Here is a 23818-nt window from a genome sequence, read left to right on the forward strand (position 1 = left end):
GCTAATTTTTGCCGATTTGGCCGCCTAGGTATTGATTGATCTGCTCGAGGTCCTGTTCGGCTAAGCTGCCGGCGGCTTCCTTTAGGCGAATGCCGTTGATCAAATAATCGTAACGGCTACGGGCGAAGTCGCTTTTGGCCTTGTAAAGATTGCGTTGCTCGGTCAGTACGTCGACCATTGTCCGGGTGCCGACTTCGAAACCGGCTTCGGCGGCTTCCACGGCGACTTCCGCGGATTTACTGGTGGCTTCCAGTGCTTTGACCCGGCTGATGCTGGAGACCACGCCGCGAAAAGCATCCTTGACGTTGCGGTTGACGCTGCGTTTGACTTTGACCAGGTCCTCTTTCGCGGATTCGTATTCGTGCGCGGCTTGGCGGGTGCGAGAAACCGTGCCGCCGCCTTCGAATAGGGGGAGGTTGAGTTGCAGGCCGAAGCTTTCGGTGTTACCCAAGGTGCCGTATAGACTGCCGCTGCTATCCTGTTCGGAGTACTGAGCGACAATGTCTATTGTCGGTAAATGTTTGGATTGCTGCAGATCGACGTTTTTCCGAATGTATTCGGCTTGGTTTATCTGGGCGACGATAGAAAAGTTGCTGTTCTCGGCGGCATTGGCCCAACTAGCCATATCTTCCGGTGTCGGGGGGCTGAGCGGTAATTGCGGGGCGAGCGTTGTCAAATCGGCGGCGTTTTCGCCGATGATTTCGCGTAATGCTTCCTTGGTGTTGTCCAGCTGATTTTGCGCCTCGATCTCGCTGGCCGACGCCCTGTCGTAACCGGCTTGAGCTTCATAAACGTCGGTGATGGCGATGATGCCAACCTCGAAACGCTGTTTGGCTTGCTCCAGTTGTTTTTCAATGGCTTTTTTCTCGGCAGTGCTATATTCGAGATTGTCTTGGGCGGCTAGTATGTTGAAATAGGCTTCCGCCGTGCGGCGCATCAGAGCTTGCTGTTTGGCCTGAAATTGTGCCTCCGCCTGGGCGATACGGTTATCGGCTTGGTCGAGTTGTATCCAGTGGTCCCAGTGGAACACGGGTTGGCGCAAATTGAAAGTCAGTCTGCTGTCCAGATAGTGCTGTAGCGGCGTATTCGGTAAAAAGCTTTCGATTTCCAGGCGCGTGCGATTACTGCCGGCGGTGAACGAGACATTCGGCAGCATTTGGGCGATACTTTGAGACTTTAGTTCCGCTGTCGTTAGCTTGTTGATATCCGAACTTCTGAATTCCGGGTCGTTTTGTAGCGCCAAGCGATAGGTTTCGAGCAAATCCTGCCCGTAGGCCGAATTTGTCGCCACGAAAGCCATCAATAGGGTACTCAACGGTTTTATCATTGCCATATCTCGCGGAAAGGGTAAAAATACTCGGGTATTATCGCTTAAAAGAACACTAAATGTTTAAGTTTGCCATAAGGTTAGGCAAACAATATAGAAACGTCAAAAACAATTCTTTAATTCATCAGAGTCTATATGAGCCAAAAAATCAGCAAAGCCGTCTTTCCGGTCGCCGGATTGGGAACTCGTTCGTTGCCCGCGACTAAGGCGGTTGCCAAGGAAATGCTGCCTATCGTCGATAAACCGTTGATTCAATACGGCGTCGAAGAAGCGATTGCAGCCGGTATCGATACGATGGTGTTTGTGATCGGTCGCAATAAGGAATCCATCGCCAACCATTTCGATAAATCCTACGAATTGGAAAAAGAATTGGAAAAGAGCGGTAAAACCGAATTGCTGAACATGTTGCGCGGATTGCTGCCGTCGCATGTATCTTGCGTTTTCGTTCGTCAAGCCGAGGCTTTAGGTCTTGGACACGCGGTGCATTGCGCCAAACCGGTGGTCGGCAACGAACCGTTCGCGGTGATCTTGCCGGACGATCTGATCGAAGACGGTGAGCGGGGTTGTATGAAACAGATGGTCGAGTTGTTCGAGCACGAGCAGAGCAGCGTACTCGGTGTCGAGCGGGTCGATCCGAAGGAAACTCATAAATACGGCATCGTCGAGCATAGCGAAACCGCGCCGCGCGTTGGTCGTTTGAGTTCCATCGTCGAGAAACCGAAACCTGAAGTGGCGCCGTCGAATATCGCGGTCGTCGGGCGGTATATTTTGACGCCAGCCATCTTCGACAAAATTGAAAATACCGGTCGCGGAGCCGGTGGCGAAATCCAATTGACCGACGCCATTGCATCGCTAATGAAGGACGAGCAAGTATTGTCTTACGAGTTCGAAGGAAATCGTTACGACTGCGGGTCTAAGTTCGGTTTTCTATTGGCGAATGTCGAATACGGTTTGCTGCATAAGGAAATCAATCGCGAATTTTCCGAGTATTTGCGCGACCGCGTCTCAAAGATCTAGTCTTGACTTAACAATGGTCGGCGCCGCCTTGGTGCCGACCAGTGATAATTAATTTGGCGCAAAAACCACGCAACCCTATTTATTATTTTTTTTCAACTTGCTCATACGCCGCAACAGCATTTTGGAATCCGGTTTTTGTTCTAACCCATTCCGTAATATTTCGACCGCCTCGTCAGTCCGTCCCGATCTTGCCGCCAAGTCACTGAGGGCCGCATAGGCTAGGGCAAGTTTCGGGTTCAGCTTGATTGCACTTTGGTACTCTTGGATCGCTTCTTTGATCTGACCACTCTCTTCGTAAACTTGTCCTTTCTCGTAATGAATCCTCGGGCGCCAAGCAAAGTTTTTAGATGAGTGCTCTTCGACGTACATAAAGCCACCGATAGAGTTCTTATAAAGTTGCCTCTTCTCCATAGGGTCGCGCTCTACGCGTGCCAACATTGCCGAAAACAAGCCTTCACAATAGTGATGTATGTGCATTATGTCCGGGCCTATACGCTTCGCCCAGAGTTGGTACTCTGCGGTGTCTTTTCCTTTTAGTCTCACCCAGCAAAACCTGGGTAATCTGGCGAAGTCGTAATCTGTCGTTGGCCAAGCGCTTTGCGCTTGCGGGCAGATTCCGAATAGCGCAATTATCAACAATAAGCTTCTTAACAGCATGATCGATTGACCTCACATTGTTGTAATACCCCATTAGACAGTTTTTGGAGCATTTTTTGAAATTGATTGTTTAGAGGAATACAAATCGCCAACCTGATTATCTTGGAGCTCAGCGTTGCTTCCTGGGTGCCAACAAGCGACGATAAACCGTTTCGACCTGAGCAACATGGCTGCGTATCGAAAATCGCTGCAATGCGGATGTACGAGCTTGCTCGCCTAAACGGATGCCCAGTTGGCGGTCTGAGTAAACTCGATAAATCTGCTCGGCCAAACTCTCGGCATCGCCGGGCCTAAACAACAAGCCGGTTTTTTCGTGCTCTATCATTTCAGCGGCGCCGCCATGCGCCGGACCGATCAATGGTCGCCCCATCGCCAAAGCTTCTATAACCACGGTGCCTAGGGGTTCTGGACTAGTGGACGCCGAGACGATGACGTCCAAACCGTTATAAACCGTTTCCATTTTATTGATATGGCCGGTAAACGACACTGTCGCGTTCAAGCCTTCGTCCGCGACTCTGCTCACCAGATCAGCCTCGTAACCTTTACAGTCGTCCGGCGTGCCGCCGACGATGAGCATTTTCAAATTTGGGATTCGACTTTGCAAGCGTTTTGCCGCATCCAAAAACAGGTGTTGTCCTTTCCATGGTATCAGCAAGCCGATCAAGCCCACGACAAATTGGTCGCTTTGAATGCCGTATTGATGGCGGAAGATAGCACCATCGGCATGCGTATCCAGCTGATCCAGCGCAATGCCGTCGTATATCACGCTGATTTTTTCGGCCGGTATCTTAAGTTTATCGCGCATACTAGCGGCTACCCAAAGCGATACCGACACAAAATGGTCCGGCAGCGAATATGCCCAACGCATCGATCTTGAGCCTTGCTGATCGCCGCGCACGTGGCAAACCGCCGGAATGTTTAACACTTTGGCCACCAGTAACGCGGCGCGGTTGCAGAGCGGTTCGTTATTGGCGTGTATCAAATCGGCCTTGAAACGCCAGGCTTGCCAAAGCAAAGCCAGAAAGAACGGCAAAAAATTGGCTATGTCGTCGGCTCTCGCGAGTAGTTGGTTGCATAACACTCGCAATACCGGATGGTTTTGGATCGCTTCGATATCGGAGATTCTTTGCCGCCAACCGACGATGTCGAACCGGCGGTCCGGAATATGTCGCCATAGGGTTTCGTCGGCTATTTCCCGATATGACGGCCCGTCTCTACCCGTGACTACCATCGCCGAGAATTCAGTTGTGTCGAGGTTTCTAAGCAAATGGCGGAGGCAAATGATGGCCCCACCGTAGCCGATACCGTTTTCGACAAAGACGATGCGTTTAGGAACTGGTGCGGACATTGGAATAGGGGCGCGATGGGTTAAATGAATTAGTGGCCGATCAACCGCTGTTTAACGGCACGTACCGCCGCTATGGCACCCGGCGTTAGCTGGCTGGCGATCAGATAAAGTAAGGCCGGAGCATTTGCTTTGCGCGTTAAACTACTCCGGAAGGCGGAGCGAGCGTCAGTTCGAGCGCCGTTGTTGAAGTACCAATACCCCAATGTCCAAAACGCCCGAGAGACTAAATCATCCGGGGATACACCTTGAGCGCGCAGCTCCGGGCCAATTTGCTGTGCCAACGAGTCCATCACCCGAGTCAGATCAACCAGCATGCGTTCGCTGGCTTGAGTGGCGTTATTGCCATGCTGGCGGCGCAGCATTAAAGTGTCCGGCAGGCAACTGATCGGATGTTTTGCGGCGATTTTGGCCCAAAGCTCCAGGTCTTCGCCGAAGCGTATCGTCGGGTTAAACAGGCCGGCTTCGTAAAGCGCGGCTTTACTGACTAATACGGTACCGGTCGGAATAAAGTTTTTCGCGACCAAGGCCGCCAACGCGTTAGGCACTGGAGCGCCGGCCAATTGCGAAAATTTTTCGGAAAGCCCGTGTTTGTCCAGCACCGAAGCAGTGAGTAATCGATTGTCGGTGTCGATTTCCGCCATGTCGCCGGCGATTAGGCGTAGCGCTGGATGGGTCTGTAGCGCCTGTAATTGTTTGGCGATTTTATCGGGTGTCCACTGATCGTCCGCGTCTAAAAACGCGATCCAATCGCCGTTGGCCAGTGAAATGCCTTGGTTGCGCGCGGCGGAGGGGCCTTGGTTGTCTTGACGGTGATAGACAATATCGCTGCCTAGATCGGCGATAACCGTTTCGGTATTGTCAACCGAGCCGTCGTCCACCACTATGATTTCGTCGACTTGATGGCTCTGGTTGCGTACACTGGCGATGGCGTCCCGAAGAAATGCGGCGTTATTATAAGCGGGAATGACCGCGCTAATTTTCATCGAATTAAACGGTGTCAACTGTCGCGGGTGCTGGTTGCGCACACGAACCAAGCCGGGAAGATTAAACCGCTTAGATAGGCGATCCACGCCAGCTTCGGGTGTCGGTAATACAATCGGTAAAGAAACGCACCAACCTTACGATATTGACTTGCTTGACTCAAACCTTGCCAAGTTTCCCCGTTAAACCGATTGGTGATTTCATTTCGGTTGCCGTTTAGCCATTCCGCCAATTCCGGCGAAGCCAGAAACCGGACGTGGGGTAGCGTCGTGCAAATTCGACTTAACAGCTGCTGCAATCCGGCGATCGAGTCTCGGCACTGTGTATCGCTACGGGTGAAATTGTATTTGTGCGTGGAAATGGTCAGCGGCAAGGCCTGGCGACGTGCGGCTAAGGCTTCGGCGTAGGCGCTGTCGGGCGTATGTTTGCCGTCGGTGGGTTCGAACATGACGTTTCGAACCAAATAGACTTGGTCGTATCGGTTGCGCTCGCCGCAGCGGATCAGGGTAGGGTCGGCAAAATATTTGCCGTTTCCATCGCGCCCGAGGCAACGATAACCGGCGGTTTGGATCGCCGTAATTCGCTGCTCGCGCCAACACGCTTCGATGGCGTCGCCCCAAAGATAACACGGTGCAACCGTGGTCAGCGTCGGTTGCCCGAACATTTCGATAAACAAACGGCCGGCTGTTTCTACGATGTCGCGCGCTTTATTTTCGGCTATCGGTGTCGTCGGCAACTGGCTGCCGTCGACATAGTGGCCTTGCAGCGGTGAATCCAGCGATTCCCAATCCCACCAGTCGGCATGGGCTCGAGCGTCGTTTAGGCGCGAGTCGCCATCGCCTAGCAGTTTGGCGAAAGCTTCACCGTTAAGATGTTCAAGGCCGTGTAGTTGCGGAACGAATGTACCTTGCGTCACGCCCGATCGCATCGCTTCAAAAATTTCCGGAAAGTCGGTATCCAGGCGTTTTCGGAAGTATCGGTTGTCGGCATCGTCTTGGATTTTGGCGACGTCGGGCACGGCTAACACCACGTCGGCGGTTAACACCGCACAACGCCCCCGAGAATCGCGCGTCGTGGCCAAGGAGCCCAGCAGATTTCTGAGTCTTTCAGCCTGATAATCTCCGCCAGGCCCCCAGTCGTCGCTTTCAATCAATACCGGCGTTTCGGCGAAGTAAGGTTCTCGCCAAGTGGCGATGAACAATGGCTTTTTCCAGAACCAAAGCACGGTCAACGCGGTTAACCATAGGCATAAAAAAAACAAAATCACGATTAACATTGTTCGATAATACTCAGTTGAACGGATCTGGCGGGGTGGCGGATATACATCGTAGCAGAGAATCCGCTGGGATAAGCAAGCGACAGTTCGACACCGTGAATTTTATCGCGACGCGGTATCGAATCGACAATCGCATGTCACATGCCTATTCTAAAATGTATCCAGGCCCGGTCGCGGGGCTTGCTGAGCTGTCATAAAACCAAAGTTGAGGAAGCGAATGTTGATTTTCGGGGCTTTGCCCATTCAGTGGCGGTATCCGGTCGCGGGTGTCGTTTTGGTGACCTTGGTCTGTGTCGGCGCTTTTTTTTCGACTTGGGCATCCATTGTCGAGATTTGGTCGCGATCCGAGACATTTACTCACGGTTTTTTGGTGGCGCCGATCAGCCTTTGGTTGATCTGGTCCAGACGCCACTGTTACCGAAATCTGCAACCCGAGAGTGCCTGGCTGGGCTTGCTAGTGACGGCTATAGGCGGGTTCGTTTGGTTGGTGGCGAAATTGGTCCATGTGCTGGTTTTGGAGCAATGGGCTGTCGTAACGATCCTGATCGGCGGTTATTGGGCGCTATTGGGTGGATCGGTTATTAAAAAAATGCTGTTTCCCATCCTGTTTCTTTACTTGATGGTGCCTTTCGGGGAAGCGTTCATCCCGTGGATGATGGAATACACGGCGTCATTTGTGGTGTGGATGATACGCCTTACAGGCATGAGCGTTTACCGTGACGGCATGTTTTTTATGCTGACTTCCGGGAACTGGTCGGTAGTGGAGGGATGTAGTGGCTTGCGCTACTTAATTGCTTCGTTGACCTTGGGTCTTGTCTACGCGTATTTGAATTTCCGTAACTTACGAAAACGAACCCTATTCATTATCGCATCGTTTTTAACGCCGATTCTGGCGAACGGTTTGCGTGCTTACATGATCGTGATGATTGGTCATTTTAGTGGCATGAAATTGGCTGTGGGTGTCGATCATATTATTTACGGTTGGTTGTTTTTCGGGCTGGTCATGCTATTGCTGTTTTATGCCGGTTCGTTTTGGGCCGACCAAGAAACAATTGCCGATACATCGGCCGAGCAAAGTATGCCTGAGCCGATGACGAGGTATCAGGGGTTGTTGCCGATGATAGCCGTCGTCGTGATAGGTCTTATTGCTTGGCCTATCGTCTTTCGGAGTTTGGCCGCTCGGCAGGCGGTAGCGGCTGCCATACCTGACCAAATAGTCACGCTCCGAGGAAGTGGGGGGGCTGTTCAATCGCCGCCAGATTGGGGATGGCGGCCAACTTTCAATGGCGTCATGGCGGAGGTAAAAAACGCGGTTGACGATCCATCTGGAACAGTGGCGATGTATTTTGCGAATTTCGGTGACGAATCGCAGGGCGGAGAATTGGTGAACTCCCAAAATTTTCTGGTGCCGCAAAAGCATAAAGTCTGGCGTATGGCTTCCGAAAGAGCGGTACAGGTAGATTGGCCTGATGGAACGTCGGGCGAAGTCGTCGAGTCGCTGTTGAAAAGCGAGGCCCGAAACTTGCTTGTGTATCGATGGTATCGTGTCGGCAACTTCAATACCGCGAGCGATTATCGAGCGAAATGGTGGCAATTGCTAAAACGATTAACTGGCGATGCCGATCCGGAAATGTTGATCGTATTGTATACCGAAGTGATCGGTGACGATCTGGTCGAAGGCCGGGCGAGATTGCAACGAGTTTTGGCGGTTTGTTGTCAATGAACCGAGGATGCTCTCTAGCGGTGAATTACCCGCTTCACGCGAAAATGCGTCCGCTTGCGATGTCCATCCTCAGGTTGACGCCCGATGCAAGCATGATGCTAGACTACCCCCATTGTTTTTTATTTCGATGCAAGGAAACCAAACTATGACACCGGTAATACTCTCAGGCGGTTCTGGAACGCGACTGTGGCCACTTTCGCGCGGTCAATATCCCAAGCAATTCTTACCGTTGGTCTCGGGTTATACGATGATTCAGGAAACGGTATTGCGGCTGGATGGTTTAGCTGGATTAAAAGCGCCGATCGCCGTATGTAACGAGGATCATCGTTTCATGATGGCCGAGCAATTGCGCGAAATCGGCGTCAGGCCAGCCGCGATTATTCTGGAGCCGGTCGGCAAAAATACCGCGCCGGCCGTGGCAATGGCCGCGTTGAGTGCCGCCGAGGACGACGTGTTGTTGGTACTGCCCGCCGACCACGTCGTTGCCGACCGAGCTGCATTCCACCATGCGGTGCTGGAGGCTCGTGCATTGGCGGAACAGGATTTGCTGGTGACCTTCGGAATTGTCGCGACCGAACCCGAAACGGGGTACGGCTATATCAAGCGCGGTTCGCTACGCTATGGCCCCGCTTACAAAGTCGATGCCTTTGTCGAGAAGCCCGATGCGCAAACCGCTCAGCGTTATCTGGAAAGCGGCGAATTCTTTTGGAACAGCGGTATGTTTGCGTTTAAAGCCGGTGTTTTTCTGCGCGAGCTGGAGCGCTTCAATCCGGAAATGTTGGCGGTTTGCCGCGCTTCGCTGCAAGCCGCCAAACCCGACTTGGATTTTGTACGTTTGGACAAACAGACATTCTCGACATGTCCGTCGGATTCGATCGATTATGCAGTCATGGAAAAAACCGATAAGGCGGCGGTGATACCGTTGGATGCCGGCTGGAATGACGTTGGCTCTTGGTCCGCGCTGTGGGACGTGACCGATAAGGACGGTTCCGGCAATGCGATCAAAGGCGACGTGTTGACCGTCGATACCCGTAATTCCTTTGTGCATTCCAGCAACAAGTTGGTTGCGGTGATTGGCGTTGACGACCTGATTGTCGTAGAAACCGACGACGCGGTCATGATCGCGGCAAAGGATCGAGTGCAAGATGTGAAGGAAGTCGTTGAACAATTGAAGACATTGAAGCGTAGCGAAGCCAACGTTCATCGTAAAGTCTATCGTCCCTGGGGACACTATGACTTGGTCGATTGCGGCGATCGGCATCAGACCAAGCGCATTGTCGTCAAACCAGGCGCGAAACTGTCGGTACAAAAGCACCATCATCGCGCCGAACATTGGGTGGTTGTTAAAGGAACAGCCTGGGTCGACAAGAATGGCGAAAAAATTCTAGTTTCGGAAAACGAATCCATTTACATCCCATTGGGTGTGATTCATAGCCTGGAGAACCCTGGCGTCATCCCGCTAGAAATGGTCGAAGTCCAGTCTGGCAGTTATTTGGGCGAGGATGACATCGTGCGCTACGAAGACCAGTACGGACGCATTTGACCGCGCGGGACGCACGCCGTTGCGTCCTTGTTATTCCGCAACGACTCGGGAGGCTTAGGCCTCCCGTTTTTTGAAAAATCCGCTCGATAAGTATGCTTCGAGTACATTCGACGATCATGCCACCCTGTAGACCTTATTCCCCTTGGAGTTGTCCTTGTCGCTACAAACCGTCAACGATTTGTTGAGAAAGCATAAGCTGGTCGAAGGTATGTTGAGCAATCAAACCATGCCTAGACGCAAGCTCGTTACCGCGTTGGTGCAAAAACAGCACATGGTGGAACTGCGTAGCGTGCTCGACAAATTGTCCGCGGTTGAAATCGGGCATATTTTGCAGTCCATAGATTTGGACGACGCCCGCTTGGTATGGGAACAAGTGGAAGACGCTCGTCAGGACGACGTACTCTGGGAGTTGTCGGATGCGTTGCGGGAAGCCTTGGTCGGCGACCGGGAGCCGCATTGCGGCGTCGGCCAAATGAGCGCCTTTGAATTGGTCGACGGACGTTTGTCGAAAGTCGCGATTACCTGTCGTCACGACTTGTTGGCGATTCAGCCGATCTGGGTCGATCTGTTGGCGCCGAGTAAGGCTCAACGCGCATTGATCGGCCAGCACTACGGCTTGGACCTTCCGGATCCGCTGGACTTGACCGACTTGGAGGCCAGCGCGCGCTTTTATGTCGAGGACCAACACGAGATTCACATTCACTCGGATTTTTTGTTGGATCGGGAGGGTAAATCGCGTAGCGTGCCGGTTGCCTTTATTTTGCGCGGTGAGATGTTGTTTTCGGTACGCAGCGAGGAGTTGCCGGTTTTTCGTTTGCAACGTTTACGTGCCAGAACCCAACCCGGCTTCGTATCGGACTGTAAGGATATGCTGCTGGATTTATACGGGGCGGAAGCGGAATATTCGGCTGATGCCTTGGAAAACGTCTATGCGCAGCTGGAAAATGTCAGCAAGCAGGTATTGAGTCAAAATATCAGCGATGAGGAGGCTGCGGCTATACTGGCAGACATTGCCGAGGAAGAGGATTTGAACGGCCGGATTCGTCGTAATATGCTCGATACGCAGCGCGCGGTGTCGTTCCTGATTCGCCGCAAATTGTTGAACACTACGCAACTGGATGACGCCCAGCAAATCTTGCGTGATATCGAATCGTTAAACAGTCATACCGCGTTTTTGTTCGATAAGATCAATTTTTTGATGGATGCGACGGTTGGTTTTATCAACATTAACCAAAACAAGGTCATCAAAATTTTCTCGGTTGCGTCTGTCGCGATGTTGCCGCCAACGCTGATCGCCAGCATATACGGTATGAATTTCGATAACATGCCGGAGTTGAAATGGGCGTTGGGGTATCCGTTCGCGCTGGTATTGATGACGATTTCGGTGGTAGCGCCTTTTGTTTTTTTTAAACGGAAGGGTTGGTTGAGATAATGTCGTCTCCAAACCGGGAGGCATTATGCTGCTGCGACAATATGCCACATTTTCAATCAGTATTGACTCGATTAATCTAACGCTAACTTTTTTGTTCGGTTAACAGTTAAAGTTGCGTTATATTTCTTCCTAATGCTTTGAGGCGGTAACTTTAGAGTTAGCGCCTTTTTTTTGCATTTCGCGTCAAACCAGCGAATGGCATTTTACGAGTTTGATCGTATTATCGTCTCGCTTGAGAATTTCCATGACATGTCCGTAGAGCTTGATGCTGGTTCCTGGCTCGGGAATGGTTTCCATGTATTCGATGATTAAGCCGTTTAAGGTTCTGGGGCCTTCGGTGGGTAATTGCCAATTGGTGAGCCGGTTGAGCTCGCGAACTGTCGTACCCGCATCGACCAAAAAGCTGCCGTCTTTTTGAACTTTGATGTCGGCTTCTTCGGCGATCAACTCTCCGAGGATTTCTTGCAGCAAATCGTCTAGCGTGACCAATCCCAATACGTCGCCGTATTCGTCGACAACTAGGCCGATCCGCAGTTTCTCGGATTTAAATATCTGCATTTGCTTCGAAATGGGCGTGCCGGCCGGTATGAAAAAAGGTTTGGCGAGGCTATTGACGATTTTTTGTTTATCGAAATCTGGTTGGCTAACTTGTGCCAACACGGTACGCAGATGCAAAAAGCCGATCACCCGGTCGATATGTTTTTTGTAGACCGGCATCCGGGTGTGGGGGCTTTTTTGCAGCTGGGCAATGATGTCCTCGAGTGGCTCCTCAATATCGATACCGACCACGTCATTGCGGTGCGTCATAATGTCGGCGACGCTGGCCGATTCCAGATCCAAGATACTGAGTAGCATGTTTTGATAGCGGGTCGGCATCGAATGATTAGCATCGGAGACGATGTTTTTTAACTCTTCCTTATCTCGCGTCACCAAGTCGGCTTTGCTACTGTTGACGCCGAATATTCGTAGCAACAGCCTGGATAGTAAATTTAGAGTCCAAACCGCTGGATATAGTAGTTTCACTAGAGGGATGAAAAACCAAGCGGAGAAAAATGCCAGTCTTTCAGGTCTGAAAGTCGCCAGGGTTTTGGGAATACTGACCGAAAAAATCAGTATCAAACCGGTTAGCACCGCCACTGCCGGTAAAATCAATGGTTCCCCCCCCAAACGCAACGCGATGACGGTGGTCAGTGAAGCAGTGAGCACAATTCCCAGGTGATAACCAAGGGCAATTAGCCCGTTCAGGCGCTCCGGTCGCTTTAACAGTGTCTGAGCCTTGACCGCGCCCTTGTGCTTTTTTTTCGCTAGATGTTGCAGGCGGTAACGGTTTAGCGTCATCAGCGCGGTTTCCGAACCGGAGAAAAACGCGGAAATCAACAACAGTGCGGCCAGTATACCGAAGAGTATACTAAGGGAAATATCGTTCAAGGCAACGGTGCTCTTGGCAGTGGAACATCGGCTTAGTTTGTCTACTGGAGAGTTTTTGTCAAGCCTAAACGTCCTCCCAACGGAGTGGAATGACGTATGCTTCATTCAAACCACTTCAACAATTTATTGCAATAAATTGAAAAGCTAGCATTTTGACAATGTAGGGTTTCGGTGCTTAACTTAAAGCCCATTCCTACCCTAAATCGTACCGTCAGGCTATTCCAGAGAAACGAAGCATGGCTTTGCCAGAAATTTTACTCATTGACGACAATCCTGTTCGGGTCCAGCAAGTGGAAACCGTACTCAAGTTCTTGGAATATCGGGTATACACCCTTACAGTGAAGGAGTTCGAAACCGCATCGGACCGATGCCGAGAGGCGGACGTGGTGTTTGTTGGCGGTTCCAACGATAAATTGGCGATTCTGCTTAAGTCGGTCGCTGATGCCGCGAGTGGAGCGCCAATTGTGGTGTTGGTCGAGGCAGGAGGCCAGCAGCAGGCGTTAGCGACCCCTGTTCATCAATTGGTCACCAAGATTCTGGAATGGCCCACGGTCTATCCCGAGTTGATTCAACTGCTCGATAGTTTTCAGCCTGCCGAGTCGCCGAAAAAGTCGCGTTCCGATAAGGGCTTGGCCGGCATTAGCCGGGCGATCGCCCGGACGCGCGAACTGATCGATCAAGTGGCCAAATCCGATGCCACCGTACTGATTTTGGGCGAGTCGGGCACCGGTAAGGAGGTGGTTGCTCAAGCCTTGCATCGCGGCTCTTCCCGTCGGGACAAACCCTTTGTACCGGTCAATTGCGGCGCTATCCCCGGCGAGTTGCTCGAAAGTGAGCTGTTCGGTCATGAGAAAGGTGCGTTTACCGGTGCATTGACCGCTCGGCAAGGCCGATTCGAACTGGCCGAGGGCGGAACCTTGTTTCTCGATGAGATAGGCGATATGCCGATGCCCATGCAGGTCAAGCTATTGAGAGTATTGCAGGAACGCACTTTCGAGCGCGTCGGCAGTAATAAAACGATACATTGCGACGTCCGCATCGTAGCGGCAACTCACCGTCAACTGGAGCAGGAGATTGCCGAAAAACGGTTTAGAGAGGATTTGTTTTATCGCTTGAACGTATTCCCTATCGAAGTTCCGGCCTTGCGCGAACGCACCGAGGACATTCCTTATCTGGTAAGCGATCTAATTAGCCGTATGGAAGCGCAGAATCGCGGTTCCGTCAGATTGAGTCCTCGCGCGGTCGCGGTCTTATCTCAACACCATTGGCCGGGCAACGTCAGGGAATTGTCGAATTTGATCGAACGGCTGGCCATCATTAAGCCCGATGCGTTGGTCGATACCGGCGATTTGCCGGAAAAGTTTCAAGCTTACGAAATACCCGATCATCTTCCGGCGACTTTGCCGGACCAGGAAATTCACGTATACCGCCCAGCCGAGCATCAGGGTTTGGGTGCGGCAGTACCTGGTGGCGTCGGGGCGATACACTTGCCCGAACAAGGTATCGATCTAAAAGAATATCTGACTGAACTGGAGAACGAATTGATCCGCCAGGCGCTGGAAGAGTGTAACGGCGTCGTAGCTCACGCCGCCAAATTGCTGAATATGCGTCGAACGACATTGGTCGAGAAATTGCGTAAAGTGGATACGGCATAAGCGCCGATGACATCTTCAGCTCGCTGTTGTCCAGTGCAGTCTCGATATTATTGCGGTTTCATACGCGTTTTGCGTGCCGCAGCCCCGGTCGCGCCGCGATTGGGCCGGTGGCAATCATGCCTCGGTCGCTAAACCAACAGATTTTTGTCGCGGCACTGTTAGGGCTCGCGATTGGCTTGGGTTTCGGCGCAACCGGGCCGGATGCGCCCGGCGTGAAAGTCGGTTTGTATCTGGCTGGATTAGTCGGCAATGTATTTGTCGATTTGTTGAAAATGGTATTGGTCCCGCTGGTGTTCGCTTCGATCGCGGTCGGTGTCGCCAATCTCCGTCAGCATAGCCAGTTGCAACGGGTGTGGGTCGCAACATTATGTTTTTTTGTGTTCTCGATGGCGTTGGCGATCGCGCTGGGTTTGGCGGCCGCGCATCTGTTTCAGCCGGGTGCCGGTCAGTCGGGGACTTGGTTTCGCGACGCCACCGCCGGATTCGCCGCCAAGCAAATGACGCCGCTCGAATTCGCCGCCAGTTTCCTGCACGGCTTGTTCATGAATCCGTTCGCCGCGTTGGCGCAAGCCAATATATTAGCAATCGTGGTATTTGCGTTATTACTCGGAATCGCATTGGTGGTCGGCGGACAGCGCTACCGGAACATATTATTGCTGCTTCGTGAAACACTGGAGTTAATGCTGCGCTTGGTCGGATGGATCATGCGTCTGGCGCCACTGGGCATCATGGCCTTGTTGATTCAGTTGGTCGCCACGCAAAATGCCGCCGTATTAGCAACCTTGGCCAAGTTTGTCGCGGTCGTGATCGGGACTACGCTGCTGCACGGCTTTGTGGTGTTGCCGCTGCTTTTGTATGGGGCGACCGGCATGGCGCCGTTGACCTTTTTTAACGGCGCGCGCGAAGCGTTGCTAACCGCGTTTGCGACCAGTTCCAGCTCGGCAACGATGCCGGTGACGCTACGCTGCGTCGAGCAGCACTTGCATGTGGATGCCGAAATCGCGGGATTCGTCGTGCCGTTGGGAGCGACTATGAATATGGACGGTACCGCGCTCTACGAAGCGGCGGCAGCCTTGTTCGTCGCCAATCTGGCCGGTATCGAGCTCGATTTGACGCAGCAATTGATCGTGTGTTTCACGACGATGCTGGCGGCCATGGGAGCGCCGGGCATACCCAGCGCGGGAATGGTGACGATGGTGATGGTATTGCAATCGGTGGGCTTGCCGGCGGAAGCGATAGCCATCTTGTTGCCGGTGGACAGGTTGCTCGATACGGTGCGCACCATGGTCAACGTCGAAGGCGATATGATCGGAAGCTTGGTTGTGCAGAGGTGGGTAGGCCGCCCCGGCTAATTCTCCACACAAGCTGTCAGTGCGAGTCTTAATCAATCGAGAATTTTTCCTATGGTCGATCGGGAGCGGGCCGAAGATAATAGCCGATTAATTCCGATGACCGCCTCGATGAGTTTAAGAAATCAGATCATTTCACGGATACTGCTGTCCTCGCTTTGTATCTTACTGATCGGCGGCGCGATTGCGATTTGGCAGGCGCGGCAGGCCGTTAAGAAAGAGGTTGACGCCTCGATCAATATGGCGGTGCAGTTAATATCGCTGGGTTTGGATGCGCCGGTCGAAGATCTGTCACGGTTCAGCGCATTACAACAAACCAGGCATCTGAGCATTCAGTTGCTGAAGCCGGACGGCCAATTGGTACATTTTTCCGGAGCGGGCCAACCGAGTCATCCCGAAGACATGCCGCCCGCATGGTTCGTGACCTGGGTGCGAAGCGATTATCCGAAGGTCGAACATCAGCTGCATACCAGGGACGGCAAACCGATGACCTTGGTCATTCAAGCCCAGCCGTTGGACGAGATTACCGAGGTGTGGGAGGAGAGTGTCGGTTTTTTCGCATCCCTGTCGCTACTGACTTTACTGAGTTTTTTAGCGGTCAATTTGGTGTTGAGTAAATCGCTGAAAGCGATTGTCTCGATTGTGGAAGCCTTGCGCATTATCGAAACCGGCCAATATCGCTACCAATTGCCGCAATTTTCGACGATGGAGTTCGACAGTATCGCCAATGCCATCAATCATATGACCGTCGAATTGGAAAAGAGTCGTCAGGAAAATCGAGCATTGACGCAACACTCGTTAGCCATACAGGAAGAAGAGCGTCAACGGCTGTCGCAAGAATTACACGACGAACTTGGGCAGTCGTTAACCGCGATCAAGGTCATGGCGGTGACGGCGGCTCACCAGCGCGCGGATACGGCCAAGATTACCTCGGCCATCAGCGATATTTGCGATCACTTGATGACCGTCGTCCGTTCGATGATGCAGCAACTCCATCCCTTGGTTCTGACTGAGCTGGGTTTGAAAGCCACGTTGGAGGACTTGGTAAATCATTGGTCGGAGCGTAACCCCGATTTGAACCTAACCATCGATTGCGGCGATGAGGTCGACAGTTTGGACAAGGCGGTCACCATTCAGATTTTCCGGGTGATACAAGAGTGCCTGACCAATGTCGTGCGGCATGCTCAGGCTGGACGGGTTGCGATCGTTTTGCGTAAACTCAATCGGCCAGCCTTGTTGCAATTGCGCGTCGAAGACGACGGTCGAGGCTGCGATTTGACGACCGTCAATCGGGGGTTTGGATTGCGCGGCATCAAGGAGCGGATCAAGTCGCTTGACGGCGAGCTGGATATCCGGTCCGCACCCGATAGCGGGATGACCATACAAGCTAGGATACCTTTGGCATGAAACGCGCTGTCGGTATTTTGTTGGTGGACGATCACGCGGTAGTCAGAGCCGGATTTCGGATGTTGTTGTCGGCCAGTCCCGGCATTGAGGTGATCGGCGAAGCCGAACGGGGTGAACAAGCGATACAGTTATACCAAGAGGTAAAGCCGGACGTGTTGGTCATGGATTTGTCGATGCCGGGCATTGGCGGTCTGGAAACGATTCGTCGCATCGTACAGCGTGACGCCGACGCGAAAATACTGGTATTCAGCGTCCACCAAGAGCAAGTCTACGTCAGTCGGGCCTTGGATGCCGGGGCCTTGGGGTATATCACCAAGAACAGCGCCCCCGGAATTTTGGCCGAAGCGATAGCCGCGGTCCTGCAAGGCGTCACTTATGTGGAGCGCGGCTTGATGAAGTCCTCCGGCGAGTACTTGTCCGGCAATCATCAGACGATTATTGCCGATTTTTCGCCTAGGGAATTTGACGTCTTCAGTTTACTTGCGCAAGGTTTGACGGTCCACAAAATTGCCGACCAACTGTGTTTGGGCCATAAAACGGTCGCCAATTATGCCACGCAGATCAAAAAGAAACTGCAAGTCGCGACGACGACCGAATTGGCGCACATTGCCGTCAATTTGGGGCTGATGCAGCGTTAATTTTACTCAATCGATCAATTCGTCCAAATCGCTGCCCAATTCCAGCATCTCGTGCAAGCGCGATTGAACGAAATCCGCCGATAAACTCAAACCTTCGGCGACCGTTAGTGGAAAGGCTTTAATAATCTGGTCGGAGGATTGATTGGCTTCGAGAGCATTTGCGGTAAAACGACCTAAAAAGACCGCGCATGCCAAGCGATTTGGCGTTCCTGATGCCAACGGATCGGCCGATTGTTCGACGGCCTGGGTTAAGTCGTCGGGAAATTTCCAGCGGCGGCAGAGTTCCGCGGACGCAGTCGGCGTCACGAACCCCAGCCGGCGCAGCTCGATATCGGAACGCGAATTGCCGGCTTTGACGTGTTGATCGATCTCGTTAGCCTCGCTGGGTAGTCCTAAATGGATCAGCACGTTACCAAGGTCGGCTATCAAACCGGCCGTGTAGGCAATATCGGTTTGCAAGCCAGCTTGCGTGGCAAGCCAGCCGGCATGCGTAGCCGTTCGAAAGCTTGTTCGCCAAAATAGCTTGAGATCGAAATTGGCCAGCTTCGGAAACGAACCGACAAATCCGGAGGCAATGACCAAGGTTTTTAGTTGATTGGTGCCAAGCATCGTGACCGCTTCTTCTATCGAACCTACTTTTCGGGATAGGCCGAAGTGGGCGGAATTGACCAGCCGTAATACCTTTAACGTAATGACTTGTTCTTTTTCCACATCCTTGACGATTTGCGGCATGTGGAAATTAGGATCGTTGAGTTGTTTGACAATAGTTCGGACGACTTCGGGAATTTGCGGAAGTTGGTGGATTTGATCGAATAGTTGGTTAATTGACGCTGGCATGGTTGCTCTCTTGTCCCTAAAAAACCGCAAGCCCGGATGGCGTGGAGAGTCCAACGCTACCTAGATGCGGAGTATGCGACGATCATCCGCGGCATTCGGCCATGGATGATTTTAAGTTCAACAAAAACGAATTTCTGTTTTTACAACGGAGCAAAGACACCGCTCACGATGTTTGGGCTCCGTGGTAAAAAGTATAGACGTCATTTGGCGACGCGATAACGGGGCGTAGCCTACCTAGGCTAGGTAGGCTGATTCGCTAGCCTAAGTTCTAAAGCTACCAACGGTCGTGCGAAGTTGATTGGCGAGTTCCAGCAATTCCCGGCAAGCGTCGGCGGTGTTTTTCGCGCCAATCGAGGTTTCTTCGGACACGTGGCTGATGTTGCTGATATTGCGATTGATTTCCTCGGCCACCGCGGTTTGTTCTTCGGCGGCACTGGCAATCTGGTTGTTCATGTCATTGATCGTATCGATGCGCTGGCTGATCGAGGTGATCGATTCGCCGGCCGATGCCGCTTGATCCACGCTCGAAGCGGCACGTTTGCGGCCGTTCTCCATTACCGAGACGGCTTGTTTGGCGCGCCCTTGTAAACGTTCGATGGTTTGCTGAATTTCCAAGGTCGAATTTTGAGTCCGGCTGGCCAGTGTTCGGACTTCATCGGCGACGACCGCGAAACCGCGGCCTTGTTCGCCGGCCCGAGCCGCTTCGATAGCAGCGTTTAAAGCCAGCAAATTGGTTTGCTCGGCAATTCCTTGGATCACGCCAAGCACCTCGCCGATACTGTTGCTGTCGTTTTCCAATTCGTGAATCACATTCGCGGCATTTTCAACTTCGCTGGCCAAGCTGTTAATACCGTTGACCGCGTCCTTGACGATGTTCTTGCCGGTCGAGGCTTCTTTATCGGCAATTTCGGCGGCCTCGGACGCTCGGACCGCGTTTTTAGCGACATCCTGAACCGTCGAGGTCATCTGCTTCATCGCGTTGGCGACCAGCGTGGTCTCGTGCAATTGCCTTTCGACGCCGCTTTGTGTCGTATTGGTGATGGTCGCCAATTTGTGCGAGGCGCTGGCCAGTTTTTCGCTAGTCGCGCTGATTTCATCGACGGTTTTGGCAATTTTACGGACAAAGGAATTAAAGCTATGAGCGACCCAGGCGAACTCCGATTTACCGGAGGCATCCAGTCTAGCCCGCAAGTCGCCGTCGCCGCTGCATATGTCCTGAAGCTTGAGCGCCAACGCGGTTAGCGGACCGATGATGATTCTGCTCATCATAAAGTAGCCGGTGAAGCCGATGATAAATAGCGTGGCAATTAAAAACCCGATGGCGTAATAGGTATCGGATTTTAACTGGGCCAATGCCACCGAGAACGGCGTAATGATTTCGAAGGCTCCGTGCAAATCGCCGGCATGCCGATTCTCCATCGTATAGCCGAGCAGGTCTTGGCCTTTGTCGTTACGCCAAAGCGACTGCGAGTTCTGCGGATCCCCGTGGCACAGTTCGCATTGTTTGGCCAATTTAACTGGCCGCAGATAGCGGATTTCCTGCTTGTCTTCATCGATGTAACTGTATTCGCTGGCGCTCGGATTATTCCGAAAATAATCCAATGCGGTGCGTTCGATTTCGTCGGCGGCGTTACGCGGGTTACGCGGATTGTTAGCGGGCGCCTTGAAACGGAAGCCGTATTCCTTGGCCTTGGTTTCTATGACATCCCAGGCGTTCGCGGTTGGCACGGTCGCTAGCACCAACTCTCTGGATTTCGCCAAGCCGAATTTATCGATGAGTTGATTGAGCTGTTCGGGAGAATAGACGCCGGTCTCCCATTTCTTGACGACATTGTCGCGAATCGACTCCGACAAAACCAATAACTGACGTGACGACTCGATCTCCCGATCGATCATCTTTTGCTTGCCGACATTGGCGTAGACAATCAGTATTAGGATGCCGACACCAGTGAGTACCGACATCGTAATCGCTACTACTTTCACACCTACGGAATGCCAGTTCATCATCAACATTCGAATCTCCAGAAATGCTTTGTATAGTTATTATTCGCTCTTGCGGCCGCGCGCCGTAAGGATAGGCGCCGTGAGTATAGCCTACAATTTAACGTCAACTAGCTGGAAAACTTTATTAGTTGTGCGGAAAATTCCAACGCCCTCTTTTCGCTACGCAGGATGTAATGCCTAAAAGTTTAGCGAAGTATCGAATACTCCATTCACTCTTACGGATCCGAGGCCATCACGGCCGCCTATTTCAACCCGATTTTGTGGGTTTCGCGTAATGAGAGTGCCGCACGTGCCAACGATCAATATATCGAATTTGCGAACCAGTCCGCGTTGTGAATTGGCCTATCGCTAGGCGACTTCGGCAACTTTTCCAAGCGCAATGGCTATCAATTCAATAAGGTCCTGAGTTTGCGCTAGCACATCCGCAATTGGCGCTTTCGACCGGAGTTTATTCTATGTCGATCAACCCGTTACGCGAATAGGGATGTGATGTCGCTGACAGTGTTCGGATTTGGTCGTGACGTCTTAGCGTACGGTGCGATCACCAAGCGATCGAACGGCGCTGGAATGTTTTAACGGTCTTTACCTAACGGAGGTTGCGCCGAACCGGTCTCGTGAATGACAACGGGCTGACCGACGCTAAGCAAGCCCGTCCGGTCGTGCAAGGCATTTTGACCGAAATAGACTTTGTTGTTCCATTTGCGTAGTCGATTTAACGTCGTTAAAGGCTCCTTACCGGGACGTGCGGTTTCCGGATCGATCGTCGGAATCGCGCAGCGCGAGCAGGGTTTGGGCAGGCGGAACACGATATCGTTGATGGAGATCCGGCGCCAAGTATCCTCGGCATAACTGTCGCATTCAGCGACCACCAGATTTGGCCTAAACCGGTTCATATCCAAGGGTAATTGCATTGCCATGTTCAATGCATTCAGCGAGTTTTCCGAGACCAGTAAAAATGGGAAGCCGTCGGAAAAACCGGTCTGATCGGTATCGAAGGCATAGTCTGGATCGACTTTGCGGACGTCGACGTCGGCCTGCCGGACCAAACGGCAATCGCGGTCCAGAAATCGACTCAACCACTCATCCGCCGCGGGGCCGCAGCCTATCCCCAGGCAACGATCGTCCCAAACCGTGACTTCGATCGCTTCGCCGGCGACTTCGAGTAACGGTAGGCGCAATTCCGCTTGACCGGGCGCCGACAGGATTAGCGCATCGCTCTCGATACGGGTTTTGATCAACGCCATTTTCGGCAGTCGCCGTTGGCTGAGAAATTGCCGGTCGGTATCGACCAACATCCATTTACGGTCGTATTGTAAGCCGCGCTGGTCGACCGGCCAGACGTTTACCTGAAAACCGGCCAGCGATTTGACAGGGTAAACGTGTATTTGACTAAGAACGGGCATAGATGCAATTAGCTGAAGTGCAAATCGGTTTGGGTGTGCAGCAGGTGTTCGGCCAGCTCGGCGTGGCGGCCGTCGAATTTTAGGCCGTAACGCTGCTTTTTATGATCGCAGTGTACCACTGTGGCGACGACGTCAAAGCGTTGGCCGTCCGGGAACATCAGGTACAGGCTAACCTTGCTTTTGCGGTTCAGTTTGTCGTTGCTGATGACTGCCGCGCCGCGGCTGCTGATGTCGTAGAGTACCACATGAAACAAGCGCGGAAATAACAGGCTATGCACCTTGATCGCCGCCCGCAGGTCGGTTCGCCGGTAACGTACAGCCATGCGCTGGTTCGGCTGATCGGCGTCCAGGTTGATCTCCCGGTCCCAATCGTCGTGATCGTGCAATGGGAAGTCTGACTCGGACATGGCACAGGCGCTGGTTTAGAAGGTGGCTAAGTATTGACGGGAAGCCTTGGAAATTCAATAGCGCCCGCTGGATTATTGCTGACGCCGCGGCACGAATTTTCGTTAAAATTCGGTTTTTACGAAAACAATTGGAAGGACATGAAGCCATTCTATCGCTGGAGTCGTTGGGGATTGATTGCCGCCTTGCTCACAGTACCGGCCATCGTGACCGCGAAGTCGGTCTCCAAAGCAACGAAAGCGCCGCCGGCCAAACAGGAATCCAAGCCAACACCAGCCGCCGCGCCGGCCAAGCAAATCGTCAAGATCGTCTATTTCAGTCAGGAGGTCGAGGCGCCGCCGGCCTTGTCCAATCTCGACCCCTTCATCCAAAACAAGGGCCTGGTCGGCGCCGAGTTGGCTGTAGCCGATAACAATACCACCGGTCAATTCACCGGCCAGCAATACGACCTGCAAAAAGTGATCGTGCCGGTGGGTGGCGACGCTTTGCAGGCCTTCAGCCATCTAGCCGGCGATAGCAGCCTGGTGGTGCTGAATCTGCCCGCCGAGACCCAGCTTAAATTGGCGGATTCGCCGGCCGCGCAAGGCAAGTTGCTGTTCGACGCCAGCAGCAGCGACGACGAACTGCGAGCCGGCCAGTGTCGGCGCAATTTGTTGCACCTTTTGCCGAGCCGGGCGATGCGCGCCGACGCGCTGGCCCAATACATGCTGAAAAAACGCTGGCAAAAATGGTTTTTGGTGACCGGCCGCGAACCGGCCGACCAAGCCTTCGCGGCGGCGATCAAACGCGCGGCCAAACGTTTCGGCCTGAAGCTGGTGGCCGAAAAGGCATGGAGCAACGATTTCGATGCGCGCCGTACCGCGCAATCGGACGTGCCGGTGTTCACCCAGATTGAAGATTACGACGTGCTGGTGGTGGCCGATGAACAGGGCCTGTTCGGCGAATATTTAGATTACCGCACCTGGCTGCCGCGTCCGGTGATCGGTACCCAGGGTTTAGTAGCCACGTCCTGGCACCGGACGCACGAACAATGGGGCGCGGTGCAGTTGCAGAACCGCTTCAAGGACAATACCGGCCGCTGGATGGAAGAGGCCGACTACGGTGCCTATCTGGCGGTGCGGGCGATTGGCGAGGCGGCGGTGCGCAGCAAATCCAATCAGGTAGCGCCGATCCGCGACTACATGCTGTCCGATAAATTTGCGTTGCAGGGCTACAAAGGCATGCCGCTGTCGTTCCGAACTTGGGACGGCCAATTGCGTCAGCCGATATTGCTGGCGGCGGCGCGCGCGCTGGTGTCGGTGGCGCCGATCGAAGGTTTTTTGCATCCCAAGACCGAACTGGATACGCTGGGTTACGATCAGCCCGAAACCGGCTGTCATTTTCAATAG

At 52.9% G+C, this 23818-nt stretch carries 19 protein-coding genes; 9 read left to right on the plus strand and 10 right to left on the minus strand.

Going from position 1 to position 23818, the window contains the following annotated elements:
• Position 1: 1 nt before the first annotated feature.
• Entirely contained in the window at positions 2–1327 is a 1326-nt protein-coding gene (locus ACQE3D_RS08910; protein WP_064028521.1) for a TolC family outer membrane protein, read from the minus strand.
• Positions 1328–1462: 135 nt separating this feature from the next.
• Between ACQE3D_RS08910 and galU the strand changes: the two genes are divergently transcribed.
• Positions 1463–2344 carry a UTP--glucose-1-phosphate uridylyltransferase GalU gene (gene galU / locus ACQE3D_RS08915; protein WP_071159625.1) on the plus strand — a complete coding sequence of 294 codons (882 nt, stop codon included), beginning with the start codon at positions 1463–1465 and terminating at the stop codon, positions 2342–2344.
• Positions 2345–2419: 75 nt separating this feature from the next.
• On the opposite strand, the gene ACQE3D_RS08920 is transcribed toward galU, so the two are convergent.
• The 4 genes from ACQE3D_RS08920 to ACQE3D_RS08935 all read right to left on the minus strand — a co-directional run bounded on the left by ACQE3D_RS08920 (position 2420) and on the right by ACQE3D_RS08935 (position 6606).
• Positions 2420–2821, minus strand: coding sequence for a tetratricopeptide repeat protein (locus tag ACQE3D_RS08920; protein WP_168031420.1), 402 nt, complete (start codon positions 2819–2821; stop codon positions 2420–2422).
• Positions 2822–3110: 289 nt separating this feature from the next.
• The gene (locus tag ACQE3D_RS08925; protein ID WP_427551660.1) at positions 3111–4349 is read right to left on the minus strand and encodes a glycosyltransferase family 4 protein; all 1239 of its coding nucleotides are present in this window, start codon (positions 4347–4349) and stop codon (positions 3111–3113) included.
• Between the two features lie 29 nt (positions 4350–4378).
• Positions 4379–5332: a glycosyltransferase family 2 protein gene (locus ACQE3D_RS08930; protein ID WP_427551661.1), complete on the minus strand. Its 954-nt coding sequence runs from the start codon at positions 5330–5332 to the stop codon at positions 4379–4381.
• Positions 5333–5346: 14 nt separating this feature from the next.
• Positions 5347–6606 carry a hypothetical protein gene (locus ACQE3D_RS08935; protein WP_427551663.1) on the minus strand — a complete coding sequence of 420 codons (1260 nt, stop codon included), beginning with the start codon at positions 6604–6606 and terminating at the stop codon, positions 5347–5349.
• 217 nt (positions 6607–6823) lie between these two features.
• Between ACQE3D_RS08935 and xrtA the strand changes: the two genes are divergently transcribed.
• From xrtA to corA, 3 genes are all read left to right on the plus strand, one after another.
• A complete protein-coding gene (gene xrtA / locus ACQE3D_RS08940) occupies positions 6824–8329 on the plus strand; it encodes an exosortase A (protein ID WP_071159617.1) in 1506 nt (501 codons plus the stop codon).
• Between the two features lie 145 nt (positions 8330–8474).
• The gene (locus tag ACQE3D_RS08945; RefSeq protein ID WP_064028536.1) at positions 8475–9872 is read left to right on the plus strand and encodes a mannose-1-phosphate guanylyltransferase/mannose-6-phosphate isomerase; all 1398 of its coding nucleotides are present in this window, start codon (positions 8475–8477) and stop codon (positions 9870–9872) included.
• A 154-nt stretch (positions 9873–10026) separates the two neighbouring features.
• Complete coding sequence (corA, locus tag ACQE3D_RS08950; protein ID WP_064028556.1) at positions 10027–11304, plus strand: magnesium/cobalt transporter CorA; 1278 nt, start codon at positions 10027–10029, stop codon at positions 11302–11304.
• 183 nt (positions 11305–11487) lie between these two features.
• On the opposite strand, the gene ACQE3D_RS08955 is transcribed toward corA, so the two are convergent.
• Complete coding sequence (locus tag ACQE3D_RS08955; protein ID WP_064028538.1) at positions 11488–12732, minus strand: HlyC/CorC family transporter; 1245 nt, start codon at positions 12730–12732, stop codon at positions 11488–11490.
• A gap of 236 nt (positions 12733–12968) precedes the next feature.
• Between ACQE3D_RS08955 and ACQE3D_RS08960 the strand changes: the two genes are divergently transcribed.
• From ACQE3D_RS08960 to ACQE3D_RS08975, 4 genes are all read left to right on the plus strand, one after another.
• Entirely contained in the window at positions 12969–14387 is a 1419-nt protein-coding gene (locus tag ACQE3D_RS08960; RefSeq protein WP_426994121.1) for a sigma-54 dependent transcriptional regulator, read from the plus strand.
• Between the two features lie 116 nt (positions 14388–14503).
• Positions 14504–15739, plus strand: coding sequence for a dicarboxylate/amino acid:cation symporter (locus ACQE3D_RS08965; RefSeq protein WP_427551667.1), 1236 nt, complete (start codon positions 14504–14506; stop codon positions 15737–15739).
• 108 nt (positions 15740–15847) lie between these two features.
• A complete protein-coding gene (locus ACQE3D_RS08970; protein ID WP_427551668.1) occupies positions 15848–17143 on the plus strand; it encodes a sensor histidine kinase in 1296 nt (431 codons plus the stop codon).
• Positions 17140–17781 (plus strand): response regulator transcription factor, encoded by a 642-nt coding sequence (locus tag ACQE3D_RS08975; protein ID WP_427551670.1) that lies wholly within the window; start codon positions 17140–17142, stop codon positions 17779–17781. Before ACQE3D_RS08970 ends, ACQE3D_RS08975 begins: the two co-directional genes overlap by 4 nt.
• A gap of 6 nt (positions 17782–17787) precedes the next feature.
• Here ACQE3D_RS08975 and ACQE3D_RS08980 read toward each other — a convergent pair whose 3' ends face one another.
• The 4 genes from ACQE3D_RS08980 to ACQE3D_RS08995 form a co-directional block, all read right to left on the minus strand.
• Positions 17788–18618, minus strand: a complete 831-nt coding sequence (locus tag ACQE3D_RS08980) for an HDOD domain-containing protein (RefSeq protein WP_427551672.1) — start codon at positions 18616–18618, stop codon at positions 17788–17790.
• A gap of 261 nt (positions 18619–18879) precedes the next feature.
• Positions 18880–20631 (minus strand): methyl-accepting chemotaxis protein, encoded by a 1752-nt coding sequence (locus tag ACQE3D_RS08985; protein ID WP_064028545.1) that lies wholly within the window; start codon positions 20629–20631, stop codon positions 18880–18882.
• A 563-nt stretch (positions 20632–21194) separates the two neighbouring features.
• Positions 21195–22025: an MOSC domain-containing protein gene (locus tag ACQE3D_RS08990; RefSeq protein ID WP_281022982.1), complete on the minus strand. Its 831-nt coding sequence runs from the start codon at positions 22023–22025 to the stop codon at positions 21195–21197.
• 8 nt (positions 22026–22033) lie between these two features.
• Complete coding sequence (locus tag ACQE3D_RS08995) at positions 22034–22432, minus strand: PilZ domain-containing protein (RefSeq protein ID WP_071159609.1); 399 nt, start codon at positions 22430–22432, stop codon at positions 22034–22036.
• A gap of 138 nt (positions 22433–22570) precedes the next feature.
• On the opposite strand from ACQE3D_RS08995, the gene ACQE3D_RS09000 reads away from it, so the two are divergent.
• A complete protein-coding gene (locus ACQE3D_RS09000) occupies positions 22571–23818 on the plus strand; it encodes an ABC transporter substrate-binding protein (protein WP_313728247.1) in 1248 nt (415 codons plus the stop codon).

This window comes from Methylomonas sp. MS20, from assembly GCF_050275925.1.
In the GTDB taxonomy this organism is placed as follows: domain Bacteria; phylum Pseudomonadota; class Gammaproteobacteria; order Methylococcales; family Methylomonadaceae; genus Methylomonas; species Methylomonas koyamae_A.

What these genes read in the sequence shown, in the direction of transcription:
- ACQE3D_RS08910 (WP_064028521.1), bottom strand. Translation starts at nt 1,327, where the DNA reads ATGATAAAACCGTTGAGTACCCTATTGATGGCTTTCGTGGCGACAAAT.
- galU (WP_071159625.1), top strand. Translation starts at nt 1,463, where the DNA reads ATGAGCCAAAAAATCAGCAAAGCCGTCTTTCCGGTCGCCGGATTGGGA.
- ACQE3D_RS08920 (WP_168031420.1), bottom strand. Translation starts at nt 2,821, where the DNA reads ATGCACATACATCACTATTGTGAAGGCTTGTTTTCGGCAATGTTGGCA.
- ACQE3D_RS08925 (WP_427551660.1), bottom strand. Translation starts at nt 4,349, where the DNA reads ATGTCCGCACCAGTTCCTAAACGCATCGTCTTTGTCGAAAACGGTATC.
- ACQE3D_RS08930 (WP_427551661.1), bottom strand. Translation starts at nt 5,332, where the DNA reads ATGAAAATTAGCGCGGTCATTCCCGCTTATAATAACGCCGCATTTCTT.
- ACQE3D_RS08935 (WP_427551663.1), bottom strand. Translation starts at nt 6,606, where the DNA reads ATGTTAATCGTGATTTTGTTTTTTTTATGCCTATGGTTAACCGCGTTG.
- xrtA (WP_071159617.1), top strand. Translation starts at nt 6,824, where the DNA reads ATGTTGATTTTCGGGGCTTTGCCCATTCAGTGGCGGTATCCGGTCGCG.
- ACQE3D_RS08945 (WP_064028536.1), top strand. Translation starts at nt 8,475, where the DNA reads ATGACACCGGTAATACTCTCAGGCGGTTCTGGAACGCGACTGTGGCCA.
- ACQE3D_RS08960 (WP_426994121.1), top strand. Translation starts at nt 12,969, where the DNA reads ATGGCTTTGCCAGAAATTTTACTCATTGACGACAATCCTGTTCGGGTC.
- ACQE3D_RS08965 (WP_427551667.1), top strand. Translation starts at nt 14,504, where the DNA reads ATGCCTCGGTCGCTAAACCAACAGATTTTTGTCGCGGCACTGTTAGGG.
- ACQE3D_RS08970 (WP_427551668.1), top strand. Translation starts at nt 15,848, where the DNA reads ATGAGTTTAAGAAATCAGATCATTTCACGGATACTGCTGTCCTCGCTT.
- ACQE3D_RS08975 (WP_427551670.1), top strand. Translation starts at nt 17,140, where the DNA reads ATGAAACGCGCTGTCGGTATTTTGTTGGTGGACGATCACGCGGTAGTC.
- ACQE3D_RS08980 (WP_427551672.1), bottom strand. Translation starts at nt 18,618, where the DNA reads ATGCCAGCGTCAATTAACCAACTATTCGATCAAATCCACCAACTTCCG.
- ACQE3D_RS08985 (WP_064028545.1), bottom strand. Translation starts at nt 20,631, where the DNA reads ATGTTGATGATGAACTGGCATTCCGTAGGTGTGAAAGTAGTAGCGATT.
- ACQE3D_RS08990 (WP_281022982.1), bottom strand. Translation starts at nt 22,025, where the DNA reads ATGCCCGTTCTTAGTCAAATACACGTTTACCCTGTCAAATCGCTGGCC.
- ACQE3D_RS08995 (WP_071159609.1), bottom strand. Translation starts at nt 22,432, where the DNA reads ATGTCCGAGTCAGACTTCCCATTGCACGATCACGACGATTGGGACCGG.
- ACQE3D_RS09000 (WP_313728247.1), top strand. Translation starts at nt 22,571, where the DNA reads ATGAAGCCATTCTATCGCTGGAGTCGTTGGGGATTGATTGCCGCCTTG.